Raw genomic sequence first — 23,066 nt, forward strand, 5'->3', positions numbered from 1 at the left:
TAAGAAATGCTGAGTCCCTACATGTCTCCGGTGGAGCGCCTGTGGTTCTACACCCTGCGCATCCTCTGCGGCCTGGTGCTGCTGTTCCTGATCCTGCCGGTGCTGGTGATCATCCCGCTGTCGTTCAACTCGGGCACCTTCCTGGTCTACCCGCTGCAGGGCTTCTCCCTGCGCTGGTACGCGGACTTCTTCGGCTCGGCCGAGTGGATGCGCGCGCTGACCAACAGCATCATCGTCGCCCCGGCCGCGACCTTGCTGGCGATGGTCTTCGGCACCCTGGCCTCCATCGGCCTGACCCGGGGCGAGTTCCGCGGCAAGGCGCTGGTGATGAGCCTGCTGATCTCGCCGATGGTGGTGCCGGTGGTGATCATCGGTGTCGCCAGCTACCTGTTCTTCGCCCCGCTGGGCCTCGGCAACAGCTACCTGTCGCTGATCCTGGTGCACGCGGTGCTCGGTGTGCCCTTCGTCATCATCACCGTGTCGGCCACCCTGCAGGGCTTCAACCACAACCTGGTGCGCGCCGCCGCCAGCCTGGGTGCGCCGCCGCTGACCGCGTTCTTCCGCGTGACCCTGCCGCTGATCGCCCCCGGGGTGATCTCGGGGGCGCTGTTCGCCTTCGCCACCTCCTTCGACGAAGTGGTGGTGACCCTGTTCCTCGCCGGCCCCGAGCAGGCCACCCTGCCGAGGCAGATGTTCAGCGGCATCCGCGAGAACCTCAGCCCCACCATCGCGGCGGCGGCCACCCTGCTGATCGGCTTCTCCGTGGTGCTGTTGCTGGTGCTGGAGTGGCTGCGCGGGCGCAGCGAAAAACTGCGTACGTCGATGCCCGAGTAACGGCGCGACAGGTCGGAAACGGGGAGCCAAGGCTCCCCGTTTGCACTGTGGTGGGGCATCGCTGATGTATGACAAAGCCATGGAGGCGGACTCAGGCTACAATCCGCGCCACCGTGATTCTGCTCCGAGGTCTGTCATGCAACCCTTCGCCATCGCACCGTCGATCCTTTCCGCCGATTTCGCCCGCCTGGGCGAGGAAGTCGACAACGTGCTCGCCGCTGGCGCCGATATCGTCCACTTCGACGTGATGGACAACCACTACGTGCCCAACCTGACCATCGGCCCGATGGTCTGCTCGGCGCTGCGCAAGTACGGCGTCACCGCGCCCATCGACGTGCACCTGATGGTCTCGCCGGTGGATCGCATCATCGGCGACTTCATCGAGGCCGGCGCCACCTACATCACCTTCCACCCGGAAGCCTCCCTGCACGTCGACCGCTCCCTGCAACTGATCCGCGACGGCGGCTGCAAGGCCGGCCTGGTGTTCAACCCGGCAGCGGGCCTGGATGCACTGAAGTACGTGATGGACAAGGTCGACATGATCCTGCTGATGAGCGTGAACCCCGGCTTCGGCGGGCAGAAGTTCATCCCCGGGACCCTCGACAAGCTGCGTGAGGCGCGCGCGCTGATCGACGCCTCCGGCCGTGATATCCGCCTGGAGATCGACGGTGGCGTCAACGTGAAGAACATCCGTGAGATCGCCGCGGCGGGCGCCGACACCTTCGTCGCCGGCTCGGCCATCTTCAACACGCCGGACTACGCCGAAGTCATCGCCGCCATGCGCGCCGAGCTGGCCCAGGCCTGATGAGCGCCCTGCAGCGGCTGTTCGACGGGCGCCTGCCGCGCCTGGTGATGTTCGACCTGGATGGCACCCTGGTGGATTCGGTGCCCGACCTCGCTGCCGCCATCGACCGCATGCTCGTCACCCTGGGCCGCCCGGCTGCGGGTATCGAGCAGGTGCGCGAATGGGTCGGCAACGGTGCCCGGGTGCTGGTGCGCCGCGCCCTGGCCGGTGGCCTCGATCATGCCGCCGTGCATGACGAGGACGCCGAGAAGGCGCTGGAGATATTCATGGAGGCTTACGCCGACAGCCATTCGCTGACGGTGGTCTACCCGGGCGTCGCCGAGACCCTCAAGTGGCTGAAGAAGAAAGGCGTCGAGCTGGCACTGATCACCAACAAGCCGGAGCGCTTCGTCGCCCCCTTGCTGGACGAGATGAAGCTCGGTCGTTACTTCCCGCTGATCATCGCCGGCGACACCCTGCCCCAGCAGAAGCCCGACCCGGCGGCACTGCTCCATGTGATGCACATGACCGGCACCAGCCGCACCGAGTCGCTGTTCATCGGTGACTCGCGCAACGATGTGCTGGCAGCCAAGGCGGCCGGCGTGCAGTGCGTGGCCTTGAGCTACGGCTACAACCACGGACGGCCCATCAGCGAAGAGGAGCCGGCCCTGGTGGTGGACGACCTGCGTGAGCTGCTGCCTGGCGGTTGCGCGGCAAACGGCGCTGCGCTAATGTCGCCCGACTCCCCAGATCATCTGCCTCACAGAGATAGAAACGTGCTGGTTCCCTGCAAGCGTTGGCTCGAACGAGCCGGAATGAAGATCATCAAGGCCGCGGCCCGTTGGCGCTGGCGCGCCTGATTTGATTCTGGCCGGATACTCCGGCGCGTTTGCACACCGACGTTTTTTCTCCAGGAGCCTCCGGGCTCCTCGCCCACGAGGCTGATCATGACCCGCGATGAATTCCTGCGTTTGGCCGCTGAAGGCTACAACCGCATCCCGCTCGCGTTCGAAACCCTGGCGGATTTCGACACCCCCCTTTCTCTCTACCTGAAGCTGGCCGACACGCCCTTCTCCTACCTGCTCGAATCGGTACAGGGCGGCGAGAAGTGGGGCCGCTACTCGATCATCGGGCTGGAAAGCCGCACCGTCCTGCGTGCCCATGGCCACCAGGTCAGCGTGAGCGTCGACGGCCAGGTGGTGGAGAGCCAGGAGAGCGAAGACCCGCTGGGCTTCGTCGAAAGCTTCAAGGATCGCTACAAGGTGGCGCCCATCGCCGGGCTGCCGCGCTTCAATGGCGGGCTGGTGGGTTACTTCGGCTACGACTGCGTGCGCTACGTCGAGAAGCGCCTGGCCAACTGCCCGAATCCCGACCCGCTGGGCACCCCGGACATCCTGCTGATGGTTTCGGACGCCGTGGTGGTGTTCGACAACCTGGCCGGCAAGCTGCACGCCATCGTGCTGGTGGACCCGAGCGCCCCCGACGCCTTCGAGCAGGGCCAGGCGGCCCTCGCCGAGCTGCGCCAGAAGCTGCGCCTGCCGATCACCCCGCGCCTGGGCGTGGACCCGGCGCTGCAGTTCTCCGAGGACCTGCCCTACCGCTCCAGCTCCACCCGTGAGGAGTACGAGCAGGCGGTACGCGAGATCAAGGAGTTCATCCTGGCCGGCGACTGCATGCAGGTGGTGATTTCCCAGCGCATGACCATCGATTTCAAGGCCGCGCCCATCGACCTGTACCGGGCGCTGCGCTGCTTCAACCCGACGCCCTACATGTACTTCTTCAACTTCGGTGACTTCCACGTGGTGGGCAGCTCGCCGGAGGTGCTGGTGCGGGTCGAGGACGGCCTGGTCACCGTGCGCCCCATCGCCGGCACCCGCCCGCGTGGCGCCACCGAGGAAGCCGACCTGGCGCTGGAGGAGGACCTGCTCTCCGACGCCAAGGAACTCGCCGAGCACCTGATGCTCATCGACCTGGGCCGCAACGATGTCGGCCGCGTCTCGTCCACCGGCTCGGTGAAGGTCACCGAGAAGATGGTGATCGAGCGCTACTCCAACGTGATGCACATCGTCTCCAACGTCACCGGGCAGCTGAAGGACGGCGTCTCGGCGATGGAGGCGCTGCGCGCCATCCTGCCGGCCGGCACCCTCTCCGGGGCGCCGAAGATCCGCGCGATGGAGATCATCGACCAGCTCGAACCGGTCAAGCGTGGCGTCTACGGCGGCGCCGTGGGCTACCTGGCCTGGAACGGCAATATGGACACCGCCATCGCGATTCGCACGGCGGTCATCAAGGACGGCCAACTGCACGTGCAGGCAGGCGCGGGAATCGTCGCCGACTCGGTCCCGGCACTGGAATGGGAGGAGACGCTGAACAAGCGCCGCGCCATGTTCCGTGCCGTGGCTCTCGCCGAACAGACCGCCAAGACCGACGCCTGAGGATCGCTCCATGTTGCTGATGATCGATAATTACGACTCTTTTACCTACAACGTGGTGCAGTACCTGGGCGAACTGGGTGCTGATGTCCATGTGATCCGCAACGACGAACTCTCCGTCGCCGAGATCGAAGCCCTGAACCCCGAGCGCATCGTGGTTTCCCCCGGCCCCTGCACGCCCACCGAGGCGGGCGTATCGCTGGAGGTGATCACCCACTTCGCCGGCAAGCTGCCGATCCTCGGCGTGTGCCTGGGTCACCAGAGCATCGGCCAGGCCTTCGGTGGTGACGTGGTGCGTGCGCGCCAGGCCATGCATGGCAAGACCAGCCCGGTGTTCCACGAGGACCTGGGCGTGTTCGAAGGGCTGAACAACCCGCTGACCGTGACCCGTTACCACTCCCTGGTGGTGAAGCGCGAGACGCTGCCGGAGTGCCTGGAGATCACCGCCTGGACCCAGCACGCCGACGGCGCCGTGGACGAGATCATGGGCCTGCGCCACAAGACGCTGAACATCGAGGGTGTGCAATTCCATCCGGAATCCATACTCACCGAGCAGGGCCACGAGCTGCTGGCCAATTTCCTCAAGCAACAAGGCGGGGTGCGCTGAGATGGATATCAAGGAAGCCCTCAACCGCGTGGTCAACCAGCTGGACCTGACCACCGAGGAAATGCAGGACGTGATGCGCCTGATCATGACCGGGCAGTGCACCGACGCGCAGATTGGCGCCTTCCTCATGGGGATGCGCATGAAGAGCGAGACCATCGACGAGATCGTCGGCGCGGTCTCGGTGATGCGCGAGCTGGCCAGCCGTGTCGAACTGGGCTCCCTGGCCCGGGTGGTCGACGTGGTCGGCACCGGTGGCGACGGCGCCAACATCTTCAACGTCTCCTCGGCGGCGAGCTTCGTGGTCGCCGCCGCAGGGGGCAAGGTCGCCAAGCACGGCAACCGCGCGGTGTCCGGCAAGACCGGCAGCGCCGACGTGCTGGAGGCGGCCGGCATCTACCTGGACCTGAAGCCCGAACAGGTGGCGCGCTGCATCGAGCACGTCGGCGTTGGCTTCATGTTCGCCCAGGTCCATCACAAGGCGATGAAGTACGCCGCCGGCCCGCGTCGCGAGCTGGGGCTGCGCACCCTGTTCAACATGCTCGGCCCGCTTACGAATCCGGCCGGTGTGAAGCACCAGGTGGTCGGCGTATTCAGCCAGGCGCTGTGCCGCCCGTTGGCCGAGGTGCTCAAGCGCCTGGGCAGCGAACACATCCTGGTGGTGCATTCGAAGGATGGCCTGGACGAGATCAGCCTCGCGGCTCCGACCCATGTCGCCGAACTCAAGGACGGGGTGGTCACCGAGTACCAGGTGCAGCCCGAGGACTTCGGCATCAAGAGCCAGAGCCTGATCGGCCTCGCCGTGGACAGCCCGCAGCAGTCGCTGGAACTGATCCGCGACGCCCTGGGCCGTCGCAAGACCGAGAACGGCCAGAAGGCTGCCGAGATGATCGTGCTCAACGCCGGTGCCGCGCTTTATGCGGCGGACCACGCGAGCACCTTCAAAGAGGGCGTGCAGCTCGCCCATGACGCACTGCACACCGGCCTCGCCCGCGAGAAGCTGGAAGAACTGGCCTCCTTTACCGCGGTGTTCCGAGTGGAGAATGAAGCGTGAGCATCCCTACCGTTCTTGAAAAGATCCTGGCCCGCAAGGCCGAGGAAGTCGCCGAGCGTCGCCTGCGCGTGCCGCTGGCGGAAGTCGAGGCGCTGGCCCGTGCCGCCGATGCACCCCGCGGTTTTGCCCGTGCGTTGCTGGAGCAGGCTGCACGCAAGCAGCCGGCTGTGATCGCCGAGATCAAGAAGGCCTCCCCGAGCAAGGGCGTCATCCGCGAGAATTTCGTGCCGGCGCAGATCGCCCGCAGCTACCAGGACGGCGGCGCTACCTGCCTCTCGGTGCTGACCGATGTCGATTTCTTCCAGGGCGCCGACGCCTACCTGCAGGAGGCCCGCGCGGCCTGCTCGTTGCCGGTGATCCGCAAGGATTTCCTCATCGACCCCTACCAGGTGGTCGAGGCGCGTGCGCTGGGTGCCGACTGCGTGCTTCTGATCGTCTCCGCGCTGTCCGATGCACAGATGGCCGAGCTGGCGAAGACCGCCAAGGATGTGGGGCTCGATGTACTGGTGGAGGTGCACGATGGCGATGAGCTGGAGCGTGCGCTGAACACCCTGGATACGCCGCTGGTGGGTATCAACAACCGCAACCTGCACACCTTCGAGGTGAGCCTGGATATCACCCTGGACCTGCTGCCGATGATCCCGCGTGATCGTCTGGTGATCACCGAGAGCGGCATCCTCAACCGTGCGGATGTGGAGCTGATGGAAGTCAGCGAGGTATTCGGCTTCCTGGTGGGCGAGGCGTTCATGCGTGCCGAGGAACCGGGCACGGAGCTACGCCGGCTGTTCTTCCCCGAGCGTGGCGGGGTGAGCCGGGCGATCGATCCTGATTGACTGGAAGTGCACATGGAAAAGCCGGCGTCCTGCCGGCTTTTTCATGTGCGCGTCTTAGCGGGTACCGAATACCACCATGGTCTTGCCTTTCACGTGTACCAGGCCCTGTTCCTCCAGGCTCTTGAGTACGCGACCGACCATTTCACGTGAGCAACCGACGATGCGACCGATTTCCTGACGGGTGATCTTGATCTGCATGCCATCCGGGTGCGTCATGGCGTCGGGTTGCTTGCACAGGTCCAGCAGGGTGCGAGCGACACGACCGGTGACGTCGAGGAATGCCAGGTCGCCGACCTTGCGCGTGGTGTTGCGCAGGCGGTCCGCCATCTGGCTGCCCAGGGCGTAGAGGATCTCCGGATCCTGCTGGGTCAGCTCGCGGAACTTGGCGTAGCTGAGCTCAGCCACTTCGCATTCCGTCTTGGCCCGTACCCAGGCACTGCGTTCCTTCTCGGTACCTTCCTTTTCGAACAACCCCATCTCACCGAAGAAGTCCCCGGAGTTGAGATAGGCGATGATCATTTCGCGGCCGTCGTCATCCTCGATGAGGATGGTGACCGAGCCTTTGATGATGAAGAAGAGCGTCTCGCAGCGGTCGCCCGCATAGATGATGGTGCTCTTTGCCGTATAACGGCGGCGATGACAGTGCGCTAGCAGCTTGTCGAGGTTCTTGATCTTTGGTGTGAGGGTAATAGCTACCATGCCCGAGTCCCGAAATTTTAAAGGTAAGCCTTTGTCCAACAGGCACTTTCTTATTAGTTATCTGGCTAAGTGTGCCAGTTATCCGGCGTCAGCTTAACAGACGGTTCGTGACCGGTGATCCGAATTTGAGACGCAGGTAACAACTGGCGGGGAACTAAACGACCAACGTATGTGACACGCGGCCTTTCCAGGCGCTGTGATAAGCTGGCGACCCTTTTTTTCAGCCTGGAGTCTGGCGATGAAAGCGCGTATCCAGTGGGCGGGAGAAGCCCTGTTCGTCGGCGAGTCCGGCAGTGGTCATGCCGTGGTGATGGACGGCCCGCCGGAGAGTGGCGGCCGCAATCTCGGCGTGCGCCCGATGGAGATGCTGCTCATCGGCCTGGGTGGCTGCACCAACTTCGACGTGGTGAGCATCCTCAAGAAATCCCGCCAGCCGGTGGAGAGCTGCGAGGCCTTCCTCGAAGCCGAGCGCGCCGACGAGGACCCCAAGGTTTTCACCAAGATCCACGTGCACTTCGTGGTCAAGGGCCGCGGCCTGAAGGAGGCGCAGGTCAAGCGCGCCGTCGAGCTCTCGGCCGAGAAGTACTGCTCCGCGTCGATCATGCTCGGCCGCGCCGGTGTCGAGATCACCCACGATTACGAAATCGTCGAACTCGGCTGACCCACCGACACCCAATCATCACATTCGGGGCGCAGACTCTGGCAGGTGACGCCCGTCATCTGCATAATGCGCCCCCTCGTTTTTCCGGGGTAATCCGCCCCAGAACCGATAACCACAATCGCCATCGCGAAGAGGTGTAAACCGTCCTACGCAGAAGTCACTGTGCGCTTCTGACGGGCATGCTCAACCACGCGGCAGGGCCGCAATGAACAGAGAGTTCCCAACGGTGAAAAGCAAACTCAAGCTCCACGGGTTCAATAACCTGACGAAGACCTTGAGCTTCAACATCTATGACATCTGCTATGCAGAGACCCCCGAGGACCAGCAGGCCTACGTCGAGTACATCAATGAAGAGTACGACGCTGAACGCCTGACCCAGATCCTCACCGACGTGGTCGACATCATAGGTGCGAACATCCTCAACATTGCCCGCCAGGATTACGATCCCCAGGGCGCCAGCGTGACCATCCTCATTTCCGAGCAGCCGGTGACCCCCACCGACAGCCAGATCGAGGAATCCCCCGGTCCGTTGCCCGAGACCATCCTGGCCCACCTGGACAAGAGCCACATCACCGTTCACACCTACCCGGAGATCCATCCGGTGTCGGGGATCGCGACCTTCCGCGTGGACATCGACGTTTCCACTTGCGGTGTGATTTCGCCCCTGAAGGCGCTCAACTACCTGATCCACCAGTTCGACTCGGACATCGTCACCGTCGACTATCGCGTGCGTGGCTTCACCCGCGATGTGGAAGGCAAGAAGCACTTCATCGACCACGAGATCAACTCGATCCAGAACTACCTCTCCGACGATACCCAGGACGCGTACCAGATGACGGACGTGAACGTGTACCAGGAGAACCTGTTCCACACCAAGATGCTGTTGAAGAACTTCGACCTGGACAACTACCTGTTCGGCGACGCGACCTCCAACCTGACCGCTGAGCAGCGCAAGCAGGTCGAAGAGCGTGTTCGGCACGAGATGCTGGAGATCTTCTACGCGCGCAATATGCCGCGCTGACGCGCGGGGGCTGCCAGCTCGAAGCTGCAAGCCGCACGTGAAAAGCACAAAGGGCGCCTCGGCGCCCTTTGTCGTTCTTGCAGTGTGTCGTTTTCTTGCAGCTTGAGGCTTGGAGCTTGCCGCTGCTTTAAACCCTATACGTGCTCTTGGTCATGACCTTGGAGAGCAGGGTCATGCCGAACTTCACCGGCGCCGGGAAGCGCAGGCCGCCGGCGTCCAGCGCGGTGGTGGCGTGCTGCTCCTCGTCGGTGCGCATCTGTTCGAGGATGGCGCGGGACTTTGCGTCGTCGGCAGGGATCTGCTGCAGGTGGTCGTCCAGGTGCTTGCAGACCTGGTCCTCGGTGGCGGCGACGAAGCCGAGGCTGACCTTGTCGCTGATCAGGCCGGCGACGGCACCGACGCCGAAGGACAGGCCATAGAACAGCGGGTTGAGCACGCTGGGGCGGCCCCCCAGTTCGCGGATGCGCTGCTCGCACCAGGCGAGGTGATCGATTTCCTCTTCGGCGGCATGCTCCATGGCCTTGCGCACTTCCGGCAGCTTGGCGGTCAGCGCCTGCCCCTGGTACAGCGCCTGGGCGCAGACCTCGCCGGTGTGGTTGATGCGCATCAGGCCAGTGACATGGCGGCTGTCCGCCTCGCTCATGGGCGCCTCGTCCTGCAGGTTCGCCGGGTTGGGGCGATAGGGCTGGCCCTTGAACGGCAGCAGGGTCTTGAGCGCGGCATCGGCCTGGAGCAGGAAGCGGTCAGCGGGGGAGTACTGGCGTTCGGTGGCCATGGGGCACCTCCGGTAGGCAAGAATGCCGGGCAGTTTAACCCATCGGGCCTGCCCGGGTTTGACTGGGATCAGTCCAGTTCGCGCAGTACCCGGAAGCCCAGTGCGTAGTCATCGTGCCCCGGCTGCTTGAGATCGCGCAGGCTGGTGCGCAGGTACGCCGGCCCGCTGTTCCAGGCACCGCCACGGACCACGCGGGGGCTGCGATCCAGCAAGGCCGCGGCTTGCGCCTCGCTGCCGTCGAAGGGGGCGGCGAAGCGCGAGGCGGTCCATTCCCAGACGTTGCCGGCGGTGTCGTGCAGGCCGAAGGCGTTGGCCGGGTACTGGCCGACCTGCGCCGTTTTGCCGCGGATCGAGTTGGGGGTGCCGCAGCCCCGGCAATGGGCCCGTGGCGCGCTCTCGCTGCTGTCCAACTCATCGCCCCACCCGTAGTAGCCTGCACCACCGGCCCGTGCGGCGTATTCCCATTCCGCCTCGGTGGGCAGCCGGTAGCGCTGGCCGGTGACGCTGCTCAGCCAGTCGCAATAGGCGCGGGCATCGAACCAGCTCACATGGATCACCGGGCGCTGCCCGGAGAGGCCCCAGCCTTCGTTGTCGGGCATCGGCTTGCCGGTGGCGCTGGCGTAGCGCTGCCAGTCATCGAAGGTCAGCTCGAAGCGGCCGATGGCGAAGGGCTTGTCGATGGTCACGCGGTGGGTGGGGCGCTCGTTGTCGTTACCGCGCCCGGTGGCATCGCCCATGAGGAACTCGCCGGCAGGAACGATCACCAGTTCCGGGCCCTGGGCGCCGTCCGGCAGGCTGTCGCGCAGGCGCTCGCCGGCCTGTTGGGCCAGGGCGGCGAGTGGTAGCAGCGAGAGGGCGAGGAGTAGCGTGCGACGCATCAGCCCGGCGGCCAGTGCAGCTGGCGCTGCCCGAGCACGTGCATATGGATGTGATAGACGGTCTGGCCGCCCAGTTCGTTACAGTTCATCACCACGCGGAAGCCTTCGTCACAGCCCTGCTCCTTGGCCAGGCGCTGGGCAGTGTGGACGATATGCCCGGTCAGCGTCTTGTCGTCCTCAGTGAGGTCGTTGAGGGTGTTGATGTGCTTTTTCGGGATCACCAGGAAGTGCACCGGGGCTTGTGGCGCGATGTCGTGGAAGGCGATCACGTGATCGTCTTCATAGAGCTTGCGTGCAGGAATATCCCCGGCGACGATTTTGCAGAACAGACAGTCCACGGACATTCTCCGGCCTGTTATAAGAAGCCCCCGAGTTTAGCGGCGCGTGATTATCCCGGCCAGCCCGCCTGGCCGCACAAGGAGCCTGTGTGAAGAACGACATCCACGATCTGGGGCTGGTGCTGGACTCCAAGGTCAAGCTCATCGTCATCGAGTCCTGGGACGAGCAGCGCGTGCTGGAAACCCTGACCACCCTGGCGGTGAAGCGCGGGCTGGGTCTGTTCACCTGGGCGGTGACCGAGGGCCTGCAGCGCCTTGGCTTCGGTGGCGACCCCGTGGGCGAGGGGGCCAGTACCGATGCCGAGGCAGCGCTGCGGCTGATCAAGGCCGATCCGCAGCCCAACCTCTATGTGATGTGCGACCTGCATCCCTTCTTCGACGACAACCCCAAGCTGGTGCGTCTGCTCAAGGAAGTCGCCATGGCCGAGGCGATCCACAAGCCGACCCTGGTGCTGGTTTCCCACGCAATGAAGCTGCCGGCCGAGGTACAGCGCTACAGCGCCCGCTTCAGCCTGGCGCTGCCGAACGAGGATGAGCTGTTGGCCATCGTTCGCGAGGAGGCCACGCGCTGGAGCGAGCGCAACCGTGGCGCCCGGGTGCGTACCGACAACCGCACCCTGCAGCAGGTGGTGAAGAACCTGCGTGGCCTCAGCCACGGTGAAGCACGCTCGCTGGCGCGCAACGTGATCTGCGACGACGGCGCCATCACCCAGGAAGACTTGCCGGAGCTGAACAAGACCAAGTTCCAGCTTCTGGACCTTGAAGGTGTGCTCAGCTTCGAATACGACACCGCGCGCTTCGCCGATGTCGGCGGCCTGGCCAACCTCAAGCGCTGGCTGGGTGAGCGCCAGAGCGCGTTCATGGAGGCCAAGCCGGCGTCCATGCCCAAGGGCATGTTGCTGGTGGGCGTGCAGGGCGGCGGCAAGAGCCTGGCGGCCAAGGCGGTGGCAGGGCTCTGGGGGCTGCCGTTGCTGCGCCTGGACTTCGCCTGCCTGTACAACAAGTTCTTCGGCGAGACCGAGCGCAACCTGCGTGATGCGCTCAAGCTGGCCGAGCAGATGGCGCCCTGTGTGTTGTGGATGGATGAGCTGGAGAAGGGGCTGGCCAGCGGCGACCAGGACGGCGGCGTGAGCCAGCGTGTGCTGGGTACGTTGCTGACCTGGATGTCGGAGCGCAAGGCGCCAGTGTTCATGGTGGCCACCGCCAACGCCATCCACCGTTTGCCGCCGGAGTTGGTGCGCAAGGGGCGTTTCGACGAGCTGTTCTTCGTCGATCTGCCGGGTAGCGAGGTGCGGGCAGAAATCTTCCGCATCCACCTGTCCCGTCGCGATATCGACCCGGCGCAGTTCGATCTGCCGATCCTGGCGGCGTCCAGCGATGGTTTCTCCGGTGCCGAGATCGAGCAGGCCGTGGTGGGGATGCTCTATGCCGCGCAAGCCGCCCAGGCCAGCGTGAGCCAGGCGCTGCTGTTGCAGCAGTTGCTGGGTACGGCACCGCTGTCGGTGGTGATGGCCGAGGAGCAGGCCAAGCTGCGGGCTTGGGCCGACGGGCGCTGCGTGAAGGCTGACTGAAACGGCGGGAGAGAAGAAAGGCGCCTTGCGGCGCCTTTTTTGTTTTCTATTTCGGTAGATAGGCCTTGTTGATCCGCCCGGCCAGGCGCCGGACCAGCCAGCGCGGCGACAGGCGCGGGCTCATCGCTAGCAGGCGGTTGCGCCAGCCGGGGATGATGATGGCGCGGTTCTTCTCCAGCGCTTTCACTGTGATCAGCGCCACTTCTTCGGCGCTCATCATCAGCTTGCTGCCTTCAAGTTTCTCGCCGGCCATCCGTGCGCCGCGGAAGAAGGCGGTGCGGGTAGGGCCGGGGCAAAGCACCGAGACGCCGACGCCATGGACCTTCAGCTCTTCGCGCAGCCCTTCGGAGAAGTGCAGTACGTAGGCCTTGCTGGCGTAGTAGTTGCTCATCCAGGGGCCGGGCTGGAAGCCGGCTACCGACGCGACGTTGAGAATCTGCCCGGTACCACGGCTGGCCATGGCGCCGCCGATCTCGTGGCAGAGGCGGGCGAGGGCGAGGACGTTGAGTTCGATCAGTTCCTGTTCGCGGCTCCAGTCCTGTTCGACATAGAGGCCGGAGGTACCGATGCCGGCGTTGTTCACCAGCAGGTCGATTTCCCGCTCACCCTGGTTGAGCTCGTGGAGCAGGCCTGAAAGCTGCAGCGGTTCGGCGAGGTCACAGGTGCGGTAGAGCACTTCGACGCCGAAGCGCTGGGTCAGCTCGTAGGCGATGCTTTCCAGCGCGTCACGTTGCCGGGCCACCAGGATCAGGTGGCGACCCCGCCGGGCCAGGGCTTCCGCCAGGGCCACGCCGAGGCCGCTGGAGGCGCCGGTAATCAGGGCAAAACGAGGCATCGGGAATCTCCGTGTCGGGGCCGGGTTGGACAACGTCAGCCCCGGGAGGTTGCTCAGTTGGACTCGTTCTCTTCCTGTTCGGCGGCCGCGTCGCCCTCGTCCATCGACTCGTCCGGCTCTGCATAGGGTGCGGCTTCGTCGGTCGGTTCGGCATAGTCGGCGCTATCGCCATCGGCCGGCATCTCGTAGCTGCTCATCTCGGAGCGCTCAACGTAGTCCTGGTAGGCCGGGATGCTGATGGCGGCGAGGATGCCGAAGACCACCGGGATAATCAGCCACATCCAGGCCAGGACCTTGACGGCGGTGGTGTTCGGCGGCGGCGGTGCACCGAAGCGGTTGGCGCCGGTGGTGCCGGGGATGAACAGCAGCAGCAGGGGGAAGACGCTGCCGACGATGGGCACGAAGTTCAGCAGGTAGAGCCAGCCCGACCAGCCGATGTCGTGCAGGCGCTGGACGTTGATCTGCACGCTGACGACGATGGCCGCGATACCCAGCACGGTGGCGATGAGGCCGCCGACGATCGGGTGGATGGCGAAGCCGATGCCGGCGCCGACGCCAAGCACGACCAGCAGCGCGATCATGAACACGAAGGACCAGGCCAGGTAGCGCACGCGGCCGATACGGCCGGTGATGCCGAAGGGGCGCAGCTCGCAGTACTGGGGCAGCGCCTCGCCGACCTGGGCCTGCGGGGTGGCGTAAGGCGAGGCGCCCGGTGCCACGGCCGACGATGCGACGGCGGGAGCGGCTTCAGCCAGTTGCGCCTGACGGGCGAGGAATTTCTCGATGATGATGCCGCACGCCTGGCACTCGCCGGACTTGGCCTGCTCGTGGCCACACTTGGGGCAGGTCATGGTGCCGGTGTCCTGCTCGCTTTCTACCGCCGCGAGGGTTTCCGGGTTCGGATGGTCTTCGGTTTCCACCAGGCTGAAGCCGGCGGCGAGGTCCTGTTCCTTGCGCACCTGGGCACCGGCTCGCTGCAGGGCGGCCAGGTATTTGTCTGCCTCGACTTCTTCGAGGTCACGCTTCAGCGCCACGGGGCGCCCGCCGAACAGGCTGTCGATCTTGCTGGCATCGCTCTTGAACAGCTTGGCCAGGTTCTCCTTGACAGTTTCCAATGCCGCACCGGGCATCAGTTCTCCTTCGAAGACGATCTTGTAGCGGGCATCGGACATGCGGGCATCCTTGTCAGCGGCTGGTTAGGGATGGCACAGCGTAATGGTGGCGCACCCTGCGGCACAAGCGGGCTGCCGCACAAAAAACAGAGCTGGTCAGGCGGCTGGCTGCGGCTTCCAGGTGCCGACGAGGCGGCCGTGACGGAGCAGGCGCAGTTGGCCGAAGCCGCTGAACAGCCCTTCGGACAGGAGAGGCCGCAGGAACACCCAGTCGTCGACGCTGAGCCCGGTCGTTGCCGAGCCGATCAGGCGCTCCTGGTTGGGGCTGCGCCCGTAGATGCCGTCATAGGCCAGGCCCGCGGGGGATGCGGGTTCGGCGGGCCAGCCTCCGCCATAGAGGTAGTAGGCGTTCTGCCGGTTGGGGTTCCAGGCTTCGAGCATGCCCTGGGCCTGTTGCAGGTAGGGGAGGGGGCCGCGTTGAACCTTGAGTACCGGCGTGGCGATCCACATCGCGCTCTGGTGGCTGGCCAGGAGGGGCGTGTCGAACTCGGCGGGCTTGAGCAGGGCCGAGCCGACGGCGACTTCGTTCAGCGGTGTCGGTCCCTTGGCGTGCAGGGGATAGGTGAGACTGCCGGCGCCATTGAGCAGGGGTTGCCTGGGCCAGATGGCGGGGAAGGCGCGTGCGGCATCGATGAAGGCCGCGTATCGCTCGTTGGCGGCAGTAAAGGCTTGCTGGCTGTCGGTCCAGAGCGGTGCGTGGGCGACCTGGGCGTCGTAGCCCATCAGCCCGCGCAGTTGCAGCAGCGTGCTGTTGTCGGCGAGCAGTCGCAGCGTCTGCGCCAGGTTGGCAGCGTCGGGGTGGCCGCCGCGTTGCAGGCCGATATCGATCTCCAGGGCGATGCTCATGGGCTTCTGCAGGGCCTTGGCGAGCTCGAGGTACTGGACGAGGCGCTGCGGGCTGTCGATCAGCCAGGTGAGCTGGCGTGTAGGGTCGAAGCCCAGGCCATTGGGCAACTGCTGGTAGAAGGCGAGGGCGGCCGCTACCGGCAGCGGCTTGCCCAGCAGCAGGTCGGCGTCGGGGAAGGCCTGTGCCAACTGGTTGGCCTGGGGCTGGTGGAAGACCATGAAGCGGCGCGTAGTCAGGCGTTTGGCGAGGTAGTCCAGCAGGCCATTGGAAGCCAGGGACTTGGCCACCAGGCGCAGGGGCAGTTTGCCCAGGCGCTGGGCGAGCAGGTCGGCATTGGCGTCGAGGTGGTCGAGGTCGATGACCAGCTGCGGCACGCCGCCGCCTTCCTGCTTCAACAGGCTCTGCAGGTCGGCGAAATAGGCTGTGTGGGGGCGCCCCTGGTCACCAGGGCGCATAGCCCAGAGCCCGAGCGCCCCGAGTGCGCCCAGGCCGAGCAGGTGGCGGCGTTTCAACGGGGCCAGCGCTGGCCGAGTTGGCTGGCCCTCTGGAGGGCGGCGCGGTACTCGTTATCCAGGCGCTTCACCAGTTCTTCCACCGTCGGCAGGTCGCTGATGTCGCCCACGCCCTGACCGGCGGACCAGACGGTCTTCCAGGCCTTGGCCTCGTCACTGATGGGCTTGAGCTTTTCGCCGTAGTTGACGTCGGCCTTGTCGGTAAGGCGCTTGAGGTCGTAGCCGGCGGCTTCGAGGCTCTGGCGCATGAAGCTGGCCGGTACGCCGGAGACGGCGGGCGTGTGGACGATATCGGCGGCCTTGGCGTCGAGGATCATCTGCTTGTAGGGCGTGTCGGCGTTGCTTTGGCGGGTAGCGATGAAGCGGGTGCCGAGGTAGGCGAGGTCGGCACCGAGCATCTGCGCGGCGAGTATCTCGTGGCCGTGGTTGAGGCAGCCGGCCAGCAGCAGGGTCTTGTCGAAGAACTGGCGGATCTCGGACACCAGGGCGAATGGGCTCCAGGTGCCGGCATGGCCACCGGCGCCGGCTGCCACCGCGATCAGCCCATCGACACCAGCTTCGGCAGCCTTTTCGGCATGGCGGCGGGTGGTGACGTCATGGAACACCAGGCCGCCGTAGCTGTGCACCGCGTCGACCACTTCCCTCACCGTCCCCAGGCTGGTGATGATGATGGGCACCTGCTTCTCGACGCAGATGGCCAGGTCCGCCTGCAGCCTGGGGTTGCTGTGATGGACGATGAGGTTGACCGCATAGGGCGCGGCGCCCGCCATCAGGCCCGCCTCGATCTCGTCGAGCCAGGCGCGGAAGCCGGCACTGTCACGCTGGTTGAGGGCGGGGAAGCTGCCGACGATGCCCGCATTGCTGCAGGCCAGGACCAGTTCCGGGGTCGAAACCAGGAACATGGGCGCTGCGACGACGGGCAGGCGCAGGCGTTGTTCAAGCAGGGCGGGCAGTGACATCGGGCATTCCTCTCTATCGGTCATTCGTGAGTCAGAAGGGTTTGATCACCACCAGGATGACGATGGCGAGCAGGAACAGGACCGGGACTTCGTTGAACCAGCGGTAGAACACATGGCTGCGGCCGTTCTCGCCGCGAGCGAAGCGTTTGAGCATGGCGCCGCAGACGTGGTGGTAGCCGATCAGCAGGAACACCAGGGTGAGCTTGGCGTGTAGCCAGCCCTGTTTGAACCAGGCCGGGTTGAGGTAGAGCATGCCGGCGCCGAGCAGCAGGGTGAGGACCATGGAGGGCTGCATGATGCCGCGATAGAGCTTGCGCTCCATGATGCTGAAGCGTTCGCGGCTGGGCGCGTCTTCGGCCGAGGCGTGATAGACGAACAGGCGTGGCAGGTAGAAGAGACCGGCGAACCAGCATACGACGGCGATGATGTGGAAGGCCTTGAGCCAGAGATAGAGCATTGGATGTTCCCTGATGTGAGGTGGGTCCGATAGTAGAGGCTCCGGCGGTCACGCGTCACCTCGACGGTTGGCCCTTGGCCGATGCGGCTTTATCATCGGCGGCTTTCCAGTGGGTAGGGTGCGGTCGATGTTCAAGCTAGCTACGAGGGGTGGCGTTCTGCCTCTCCGGTCGCACCGCGCCGGGCGTCACTGATGTCGCGCTGGGAGGTCCGCATCAGCGACCCGCGCCGTGAGCGGCTGGTGCGCTGGTTGGTACTGGTCCTGTTGCTGGCGCTGCCGGTGGCGTTCTTCGCCGGTGGCTGGTTGCGAGCCGAGGGCATGGCGGATGCCGTGGCGGAGCGCGACAGCCTGCGCGCGCAACTGGATGAGCGCACCCGTGCACTCGAACAGTTGCAACAGCGCCAGGCGGTACTGGTAAGCGGCGAGCGACTGGGGCTCCAGGCCAACGAGCAGAGCCGCCAGACCATCAAGATGATGGAAGAGCAGGTTTTCAAACTGCAGCAGGAACTGGCGTTCTACCGGGGCGTGCTGGCGCCGGACAGCCGCCGCGAGGGATTGCGCATTCGCGCTTTCGAGTTGCATGGCACGGACCAGCCGCAGCGCTTCCGTTTCCGGCTGATGCTCAGCCGGGTCGGCAAGGATGACCAGCCGATCAAGGGGACGCTGCGTGTGCGAGTGATCGGTCGTCAGGACGGCAAGGAGGCGAGCCTAGAGCTGGCGACGCTTTCCCGCGAGATGACGCAGCAGGATGTTGTGTTTTCCTTCAAGCACTTCCAGGCGATTCCCGAAGCGGGACGTTTCGCCGAGCTGGAGCTGCCGGAAGGCTTCAGTCCCCGTCAGGTAAAGGTGCGCGCGCAAGTGGACGGCCAGCAGAAACCGCTGGAGCGCACATTCGAGTGGATTGACGAGGAGTCATGACGAGCATGTTCAACAAACAGAAACCCAAGGCTGATCTGCAGCGTTTCAGCGGCAAGACCAGCATCATCGCCATCGGCGCGGAACTGGAGGGTGATCTGCGCTTCCAGGGCGCGGTGCAGGTGGACGGCCGCCTCAAGGGCAACCTCAATGCCAGCGAAGGGCTGGTCAGGGTCAGCGTCGAAGGCCTGGTGGAGGGCGAGATCCGCGCGCCTCACGTGATCATCGACGGGGAAGTGGTCGGTGATGTATTCGCTTCCGAGCACCTGGAACTGGGTGCCAAGGCACGGGTACGCGGCAACCTCTACTACGGGCTCATGGAGATGGCCATGGGGGCGCAGATAGAAGGGCGCCTCGGGCACATCAAGGAAGCGCAGCGCCTGTTGGAGGCGCCGGCCGGTCCGGAAAGCCAGGACGCTTAATAGTTGACCAGTTTTCTAGGGTAAGCGGATAATGCGTGGCCACAGCGCAGTAAGGCGGCGTGAAGCCGGGAGAGTTACAGCATGAGTGTCGAATCCTTCACCCCCACAGCCCTGATGTTTACGCATGGAGCGGCAAACAAGGTGAAGAACCTGATCGATGAGGAAGGCAATCCGCGGCTCAAGCTGCGCGTCTTCGTCACGGGCGGTGGCTGTTCGGGCTTCCAATACGGTTTCACGTTCGATGAAGACGTGGCTGACGATGACACCATCGTAGAGCGCGATGGCGTGAGCCTGGTGGTCGATCCCATGAGCTTCCAGTACCTGGCCGGTGCGGAAGTGGATTACCAGGAAGGTCTCGAAGGCTCGCGCTTCGTGATCAAGAACCCGAATGCCGCCACTACCTGCGGCTGCGGTTCGTCCTTCTCGATCTGATTATCCTTCGCTGATACTGAAACGCCGTGCTTATGCACGGCGTTTTCGTTTGTACCGTTTGGTCAGGCGGGGTAGATGGCGCCGAGGATGCGCAGGCCTTTGGCGCCGGTCACGCTCGGGCGGTTGGCAGGGATGCCTTCGAGGCAGCAATGGGCCAGCCAGGCAAAGGCCATGGCTTCGACCCAGTCTGCCGGTACGCCTCGGCTGTCGGTGCTGCTGACCTGAGTGCCGGGCAGTAGCTCGGCGAGGCGTTGCATCAAGGTGCCATTGTGGGCGCCGCCGCCGCAGACCAGCAGATCGCGGGTTTCCTCTTGGGATGCCATGAGTGCGTCTGCCATGGTGCGAGCGCTGAGCTCAAGAAGGGTGGCTTGCACGTCCTCTGCCTTGAAGGCGGGAAGCTTGGCCAGCTGCGTTTGCAGCCAAGGCAGGTTGAACAGTTCCCGGCCAGTGCTCTTGGGGCCGCACGTGCTGAAGAACTCATCCTTCAGCAGTGTGCTCAGCAACTGCGGCTGGACCTGGCCACTGGCTGCCCAGGCGCCATCACGGTCGTAGTCCTGGCCGAGGTTGAGCTGGATCCAGGCATCCATGAGTACGTTGCCGGGCCCGCAATCGAAACCACGCACCTGCTGGTTGGGTTCGATCAGGCTGAGGTTGCTGAACCCACCGATGTTGAGCACGGCGCGGTTGCCTCTGTCATTGTCGAAGAGCGCCTCGTGGAAGGCTGGCACCAGGGGCGCACCCTGGCCGCCGGCAGCAACGTCGCGGCGCCGGAAGTCACCGACCACCGTGATGCCGGTGAGCTCGGCCAGCAGGGCGCAGTTGCCGATCTGGATGGTGAAGCCGCGCGCCGGTTCGTGGCGCACGGTTTGGCCATGGCTGCCGATGGCGCGGATATCTGCGGCTGTGAGGCCTTTTTCGCGAAGCAGTTGGGCGATCCCCGAGGCGGCCAGTTCGACCCAGCGTTGTTCGGCCAAGGCCGCGCGTGCGAGTTCGTCTTCGCCTGGTGAACATAGCGAGAGCAACTCCTGGCGGAGTGTGTCGGGCATGGGGATGTAGTGCGAGGCGATCAGGCGGGTGTGTTCGCCTTGGTCGATCAGGGCGATGTCCAGCCCATCCAGGCTGGTTCCGGACATCACTCCGAGGTAGCGCGGCATCGAATCAGCGCTTGTTCTGCGCGAGCATGGTGGCCTTTTCCTGGTCCATGCGTGCCATCAGCGGCTTGCTCATCTGCAGGAAGCGCTTCTTCTCTGCAGCGGCGAGCGGGTCAGCCATGGGCAGCTTCACGCCGAGCGGGTCGACGTGTTGGCCGTTCACCTGGAACTCATAGTGCAGGTGCGGGCCGGTGGAGAGACCCGTGGTACCGATGTAGCCGATGATCTGACCTTGCCTGACGGTGCCGCCGGTCTTGATGCCTTTGGCGAAACCCTGCATGTGACCATAGAGCGTCCGGTACTTGCCGCTGTGCTGGATGATCACTGCGTTGCCATAACCGCCGCGACGCCCGGCCAGGAAAATTTTGCCGTCACCGGTGGCCTTGATCGGCGTGCCGCGAGGCGCTGCATAGTCGACGCCCTTGTGCGCGCGGATCTTGTTGAGGATCGGATGGCGACGGCCGAGCGAGAAGCGCGAGCTGATGCGGGCGAAGTCCACCGGGGTACGGATGAAGGCCTTGCGCATGCTGGTGCCGTCATCGCGGAAGTAGCTGGCAATGCCCTGGTTGTTGGTGAAGCGCACGGCACTGTAGGTCTTACCGCGGTTGGTGAAGCGAGCGGCGAGGATGTTGCCGGTGCCCACCTGCTTGCCGTTCACCGACTTCTCTTCATAGATGACTTCGAATTCGTCGCCTTCACGGATGTCGAGGGCGAAGTCGATGTCGTAATCGAAGATATTGGCCAGGTCCATGGTCAGGTTGTGAGACATGCCGGCGCGCTTGGCCGATAGGAACAGGGAGCTATCGATAACGCCATGGGCATAGGCGGTATGGATGTCCGGCTTGGCCAGGTCTCGCTTGAAGTCATAGCCCTTGTCAGTCTTGGACAGGGTGACGGTCTCGAGGTCGCTGAGCTTGGAGTGCAGGCTCTGCAGTTCACCCTCGGGGCTCAGGCGGAATTCGAAGGCCTGGCCGATCTTCAGGCGACTGAGGTCTTTGGCGTCCTTGCTGCTGTTGAGCACATCGTGCAGTACGGTGGCGGACAGGCCGACCTTGCTGAACAGCGTCGACAAGGTATCGCCGTTGCCTACGCTGACCGTATGCAAGCCGGGATCTTTCGGAGGTTCGCTGGAGGCAAGCTCGCTTTGGGTCTGTTCGTCCTTGTTCGCATCTTTGTCGGCGCTGTTCTGGTTGTCTGCAGGGCGCTCGATGTTAGCGAATGGCGAGCTGCCCTCTTCCCCGATGACTGCGTCTGGTCGGAGGTCGTCCTTTTCCTGGATGAGGGCTTCTGAGCCGTTCTCCATTTCCAGGTTGATGTAGGTCTTCTTCGCCTCGACCTCGCGAGACGGGAACACCAGCAAAGCCAGGCTGAGCAGCGCAGCTACACCGCTTGCGGCCAGCAAATGGCTTTTCGGGTAGCGCGGCGCTTTAGGAACAATATGCGTCATGGCGAGTGGTGTTTTTTAGAATGTGAACTAACTGCCTAAAATATAACCAAAATCCGGTGTAGGCAACCTCAAGATCCTGCCTTCCGCCGGTTGGTACCGCCCCGGGCGCAAAACTTGTAATTAGTCAGCGATCTTGTATGTTTGGTTCCCTTTCGGTTTCTCTAGTGTGTACGGGGCTGTCATGAAGTCGGTTGAAGAGCAGCTGGCGCTTATCAAGCGCGGCGCGGAAGAGGTTCTGGTCGAGTCCGAGCTGGTTGAAAAGCTCAAGCGGGGGCAGCCCCTTCGTATCAAGGCGGGGTTCGATCCGACCGCGCCCGATCTGCACCTCGGTCATACCGTCCTTATTAATAAGCTGCGTCAGTTCCAGGAGCTGGGCCATCAGGTCATCTTCCTTATAGGTGACTTCACCGGGATGATCGGTGACCCCAGCGGCAAAAGCGCCACTCGCCCGCCTTTGACCCGCGAGCAGGTCCTGGACAACGCCGAGACCTACAAGACTCAGGTTTTCAAGATTCTTGATCCGGCGAAGACCGAGGTTGCGTTCAACTCCACCTGGATGGACCAGTTGAGTCCTGCGGACTTCATTCGTCTGTCTTCGCAATACACCGTCGCTCGCATGTTGGAGCGCGATGACTTCGACAAGCGCTACACCACCAATCAGCCCATCGCTATCCATGAGTTCCTCTATCCGCTGGTTCAAGGGTACGACTCGGTGGCCTTGCGTGCGGACGTGGAGCTTGGGGGGACTGACCAGAAGTTCAACCTGCTGATGGGGCGTGAACTGCAGCGTGCTTATGGGCAGGAGTCTCAGTGCATCGTCACCATGCCGCTGCTCGAGGGCTTGGATGGCGTGAAGAAGATGTCCAAGTCCCTGGGTAACTATGTGGGTATCCAGGAAGCGCCGGGCGTTATGTACAGCAAGCTCGTTTCCATTCCTGATGTGCTCATGTGGCGTTACTTCGAGCTGCTCAGCTTCCGCTCCATGGAGGAGATCGAGCAGTTCCGTCGTGATGTTGAACAGGGCGCCAATCCGCGTGACATCAAGATCAAGTTGGCCGAAGAGATCGTCGCTCGTTTCCATGGTGAGGAAGCTGCGGCTTCTGCTCATCGTTCTGCGGGGAACCGTATGAAGGAAGGCGAGCTGCCGGAAGACCTGCCGGAGACCGAGCTGCTATCTATAGAGGACATGCCCATTGCATCCGTCCTTAATAAGGCAGGGCTGGTGAAGAACGCTGCTGTCGCTCGTGATCTGCTCGGTTCGGGTGGTGTGCGTGTTGATGGCGTCGTTGTGGATCGCGGCTTCATCTTCAAGCTCGGTGCCGTGCATGTCTGTCAGGCTGGCAAGAAGGCGTTTGCGCGCATCTCGTTGAAGGCTGAATGATTTTTTCATTTAAGTGTTGACGTGCCGTTTCTGATCCCTATAATGCGCACCA

The 23,066-nt window shown here is 64.1% G+C and carries 25 protein-coding genes; 14 read left to right on the plus strand and 11 right to left on the minus strand.

What is annotated here, in order from left to right:
- Nucleotides 1–6: 6 nt before the first annotated feature.
- From PSm6_RS13245 to trpC, 7 genes are all read left to right on the plus strand, one after another.
- Nucleotides 7–834 (plus strand): ABC transporter permease, encoded by an 828-nt coding sequence (locus PSm6_RS13245; RefSeq protein ID WP_021221606.1) that lies wholly within the window; start codon nt 7–9, stop codon nt 832–834.
- A gap of 136 nt (nt 835–970) precedes the next feature.
- Complete coding sequence (gene rpe, locus PSm6_RS13250; protein ID WP_021221607.1) at nt 971–1,639, plus strand: ribulose-phosphate 3-epimerase; 669 nt, start codon at nt 971–973, stop codon at nt 1,637–1,639.
- Complete coding sequence (locus PSm6_RS13255; RefSeq protein ID WP_021221608.1) at nt 1,639–2,478, plus strand: phosphoglycolate phosphatase; 840 nt, start codon at nt 1,639–1,641, stop codon at nt 2,476–2,478. Before rpe ends, PSm6_RS13255 begins: the two co-directional genes overlap by 1 nt.
- Nucleotides 2,479–2,565: 87 nt before the next feature.
- On the plus strand, nt 2,566–4,053 hold the full coding sequence (trpE, locus tag PSm6_RS13260) for an anthranilate synthase component I (RefSeq protein ID WP_021221609.1): 1,488 nt from the start codon (nt 2,566–2,568) through the stop codon (nt 4,051–4,053).
- Between the two features lie 10 nt (nt 4,054–4,063).
- Complete coding sequence (locus PSm6_RS13265; protein ID WP_021221610.1) at nt 4,064–4,657, plus strand: aminodeoxychorismate/anthranilate synthase component II; 594 nt, start codon at nt 4,064–4,066, stop codon at nt 4,655–4,657.
- A gap of 1 nt (nt 4,658) precedes the next feature.
- Complete coding sequence (trpD, locus tag PSm6_RS13270) at nt 4,659–5,708, plus strand: anthranilate phosphoribosyltransferase (RefSeq protein ID WP_021221611.1); 1,050 nt, start codon at nt 4,659–4,661, stop codon at nt 5,706–5,708.
- On the plus strand, nt 5,705–6,541 hold the full coding sequence (gene trpC / locus PSm6_RS13275) for an indole-3-glycerol phosphate synthase TrpC (protein ID WP_021221612.1): 837 nt from the start codon (nt 5,705–5,707) through the stop codon (nt 6,539–6,541). Before trpD ends, trpC begins: the two co-directional genes overlap by 4 nt.
- 54 nt (nt 6,542–6,595) lie before the next feature.
- Here trpC and crp read toward each other — a convergent pair whose 3' ends face one another.
- The gene (gene crp, locus PSm6_RS13280; RefSeq protein WP_021221613.1) at nt 6,596–7,240 is read right to left on the minus strand and encodes a cAMP-activated global transcriptional regulator CRP; all 645 of its coding nucleotides are present in this window, start codon (nt 7,238–7,240) and stop codon (nt 6,596–6,598) included.
- Between the two features lie 238 nt (nt 7,241–7,478).
- Here crp and PSm6_RS13285 point away from each other — a divergent pair, with 238 nt between their 5' ends.
- Together PSm6_RS13285 and speD are read left to right on the plus strand one after the other, a co-directional pair.
- Nucleotides 7,479–7,901: an OsmC family protein gene (locus tag PSm6_RS13285; RefSeq protein WP_021221614.1), complete on the plus strand. Its 423-nt coding sequence runs from the start codon at nt 7,479–7,481 to the stop codon at nt 7,899–7,901.
- A 226-nt stretch (nt 7,902–8,127) separates the two neighbouring features.
- Nucleotides 8,128–8,922, plus strand: coding sequence for an adenosylmethionine decarboxylase (gene speD, locus PSm6_RS13290; RefSeq protein WP_021221615.1), 795 nt, complete (start codon nt 8,128–8,130; stop codon nt 8,920–8,922).
- 127 nt (nt 8,923–9,049) lie between these two features.
- On the opposite strand, the gene coq7 is transcribed toward speD, so the two are convergent.
- The 3 genes from coq7 to PSm6_RS13305 form a co-directional block, all read right to left on the minus strand.
- Nucleotides 9,050–9,697 carry a 2-polyprenyl-3-methyl-6-methoxy-1,4-benzoquinone monooxygenase gene (gene coq7 / locus PSm6_RS13295; RefSeq protein WP_021221616.1) on the minus strand — a complete coding sequence of 216 codons (648 nt, stop codon included), beginning with the start codon at nt 9,695–9,697 and terminating at the stop codon, nt 9,050–9,052.
- 68 nt (nt 9,698–9,765) lie between these two features.
- The gene (locus PSm6_RS13300) at nt 9,766–10,575 is read right to left on the minus strand and encodes a formylglycine-generating enzyme family protein (protein ID WP_265170384.1); all 810 of its coding nucleotides are present in this window, start codon (nt 10,573–10,575) and stop codon (nt 9,766–9,768) included.
- Nucleotides 10,575–10,913: a histidine triad nucleotide-binding protein gene (locus tag PSm6_RS13305; RefSeq protein ID WP_031288529.1), complete on the minus strand. Its 339-nt coding sequence runs from the start codon at nt 10,911–10,913 to the stop codon at nt 10,575–10,577. Before PSm6_RS13305 ends, PSm6_RS13300 begins: the two co-directional genes overlap by 1 nt.
- Before the next feature lie 89 nt (nt 10,914–11,002).
- Here PSm6_RS13305 and PSm6_RS13310 point away from each other — a divergent pair, with 89 nt between their 5' ends.
- Entirely contained in the window at nt 11,003–12,484 is a 1,482-nt protein-coding gene (locus tag PSm6_RS13310; RefSeq protein WP_021221619.1) for an AAA family ATPase, read from the plus strand.
- Between the two features lie 46 nt (nt 12,485–12,530).
- On the opposite strand, the gene PSm6_RS13315 is transcribed toward PSm6_RS13310, so the two are convergent.
- From PSm6_RS13315 to hemJ, 5 genes are all read right to left on the minus strand, one after another.
- Entirely contained in the window at nt 12,531–13,319 is a 789-nt protein-coding gene (locus PSm6_RS13315) for an SDR family NAD(P)-dependent oxidoreductase (protein ID WP_265170385.1), read from the minus strand.
- A gap of 53 nt (nt 13,320–13,372) precedes the next feature.
- Complete coding sequence (locus tag PSm6_RS13320) at nt 13,373–14,491, minus strand: DUF805 domain-containing protein (RefSeq protein WP_021221621.1); 1,119 nt, start codon at nt 14,489–14,491, stop codon at nt 13,373–13,375.
- 96 nt (nt 14,492–14,587) lie between these two features.
- Nucleotides 14,588–15,850, minus strand: a complete 1,263-nt coding sequence (locus tag PSm6_RS13325) for an alanine racemase (RefSeq protein WP_265170386.1) — start codon at nt 15,848–15,850, stop codon at nt 14,588–14,590.
- On the minus strand, nt 15,847–16,809 hold the full coding sequence (locus PSm6_RS13330) for an NAD(P)H-dependent flavin oxidoreductase (protein ID WP_265170387.1): 963 nt from the start codon (nt 16,807–16,809) through the stop codon (nt 15,847–15,849). The genes PSm6_RS13325 and PSm6_RS13330 overlap by 4 nt, the downstream gene beginning before the upstream one ends.
- A gap of 31 nt (nt 16,810–16,840) precedes the next feature.
- The gene (gene hemJ / locus PSm6_RS13335) at nt 16,841–17,266 is read right to left on the minus strand and encodes a protoporphyrinogen oxidase HemJ (RefSeq protein WP_021221624.1); all 426 of its coding nucleotides are present in this window, start codon (nt 17,264–17,266) and stop codon (nt 16,841–16,843) included.
- Between the two features lie 192 nt (nt 17,267–17,458).
- Here hemJ and PSm6_RS13340 point away from each other — a divergent pair, with 192 nt between their 5' ends.
- The 3 genes from PSm6_RS13340 (at nt 17,459) to erpA (ending at nt 19,035) form a co-directional block, all read left to right on the plus strand.
- Nucleotides 17,459–18,184 carry a DUF6776 family protein gene (locus tag PSm6_RS13340; protein WP_021221625.1) on the plus strand — a complete coding sequence of 242 codons (726 nt, stop codon included), beginning with the start codon at nt 17,459–17,461 and terminating at the stop codon, nt 18,182–18,184.
- A 5-nt stretch (nt 18,185–18,189) separates the two neighbouring features.
- Nucleotides 18,190–18,603: a bactofilin family protein gene (locus PSm6_RS13345; RefSeq protein ID WP_021221626.1), complete on the plus strand. Its 414-nt coding sequence runs from the start codon at nt 18,190–18,192 to the stop codon at nt 18,601–18,603.
- A gap of 81 nt (nt 18,604–18,684) precedes the next feature.
- Nucleotides 18,685–19,035 (plus strand): iron-sulfur cluster insertion protein ErpA, encoded by a 351-nt coding sequence (erpA, locus tag PSm6_RS13350; RefSeq protein ID WP_031288532.1) that lies wholly within the window; start codon nt 18,685–18,687, stop codon nt 19,033–19,035.
- Nucleotides 19,036–19,097: 62 nt separating this feature from the next.
- Here erpA and PSm6_RS13355 read toward each other — a convergent pair whose 3' ends face one another.
- Nucleotides 19,098–20,189 (minus strand): anhydro-N-acetylmuramic acid kinase, encoded by a 1,092-nt coding sequence (locus PSm6_RS13355; protein ID WP_265170388.1) that lies wholly within the window; start codon nt 20,187–20,189, stop codon nt 19,098–19,100.
- A gap of 4 nt (nt 20,190–20,193) precedes the next feature.
- A complete protein-coding gene (locus PSm6_RS13360) occupies nt 20,194–21,633 on the minus strand; it encodes a peptidoglycan DD-metalloendopeptidase family protein (RefSeq protein ID WP_265170389.1) in 1,440 nt (479 codons plus the stop codon).
- Between the two features lie 181 nt (nt 21,634–21,814).
- Between PSm6_RS13360 and tyrS the strand changes: the two genes are divergently transcribed.
- A complete protein-coding gene (tyrS, locus tag PSm6_RS13365; RefSeq protein WP_265170390.1) occupies nt 21,815–23,014 on the plus strand; it encodes a tyrosine--tRNA ligase in 1,200 nt (399 codons plus the stop codon).
- Nucleotides 23,015–23,066: the final 52 nt, after the last annotated feature.

It is taken from the genome of Pseudomonas solani (assembly GCF_026072635.1).
Lineage (GTDB): Bacteria > Pseudomonadota > Gammaproteobacteria > Pseudomonadales > Pseudomonadaceae > Metapseudomonas > Metapseudomonas solani.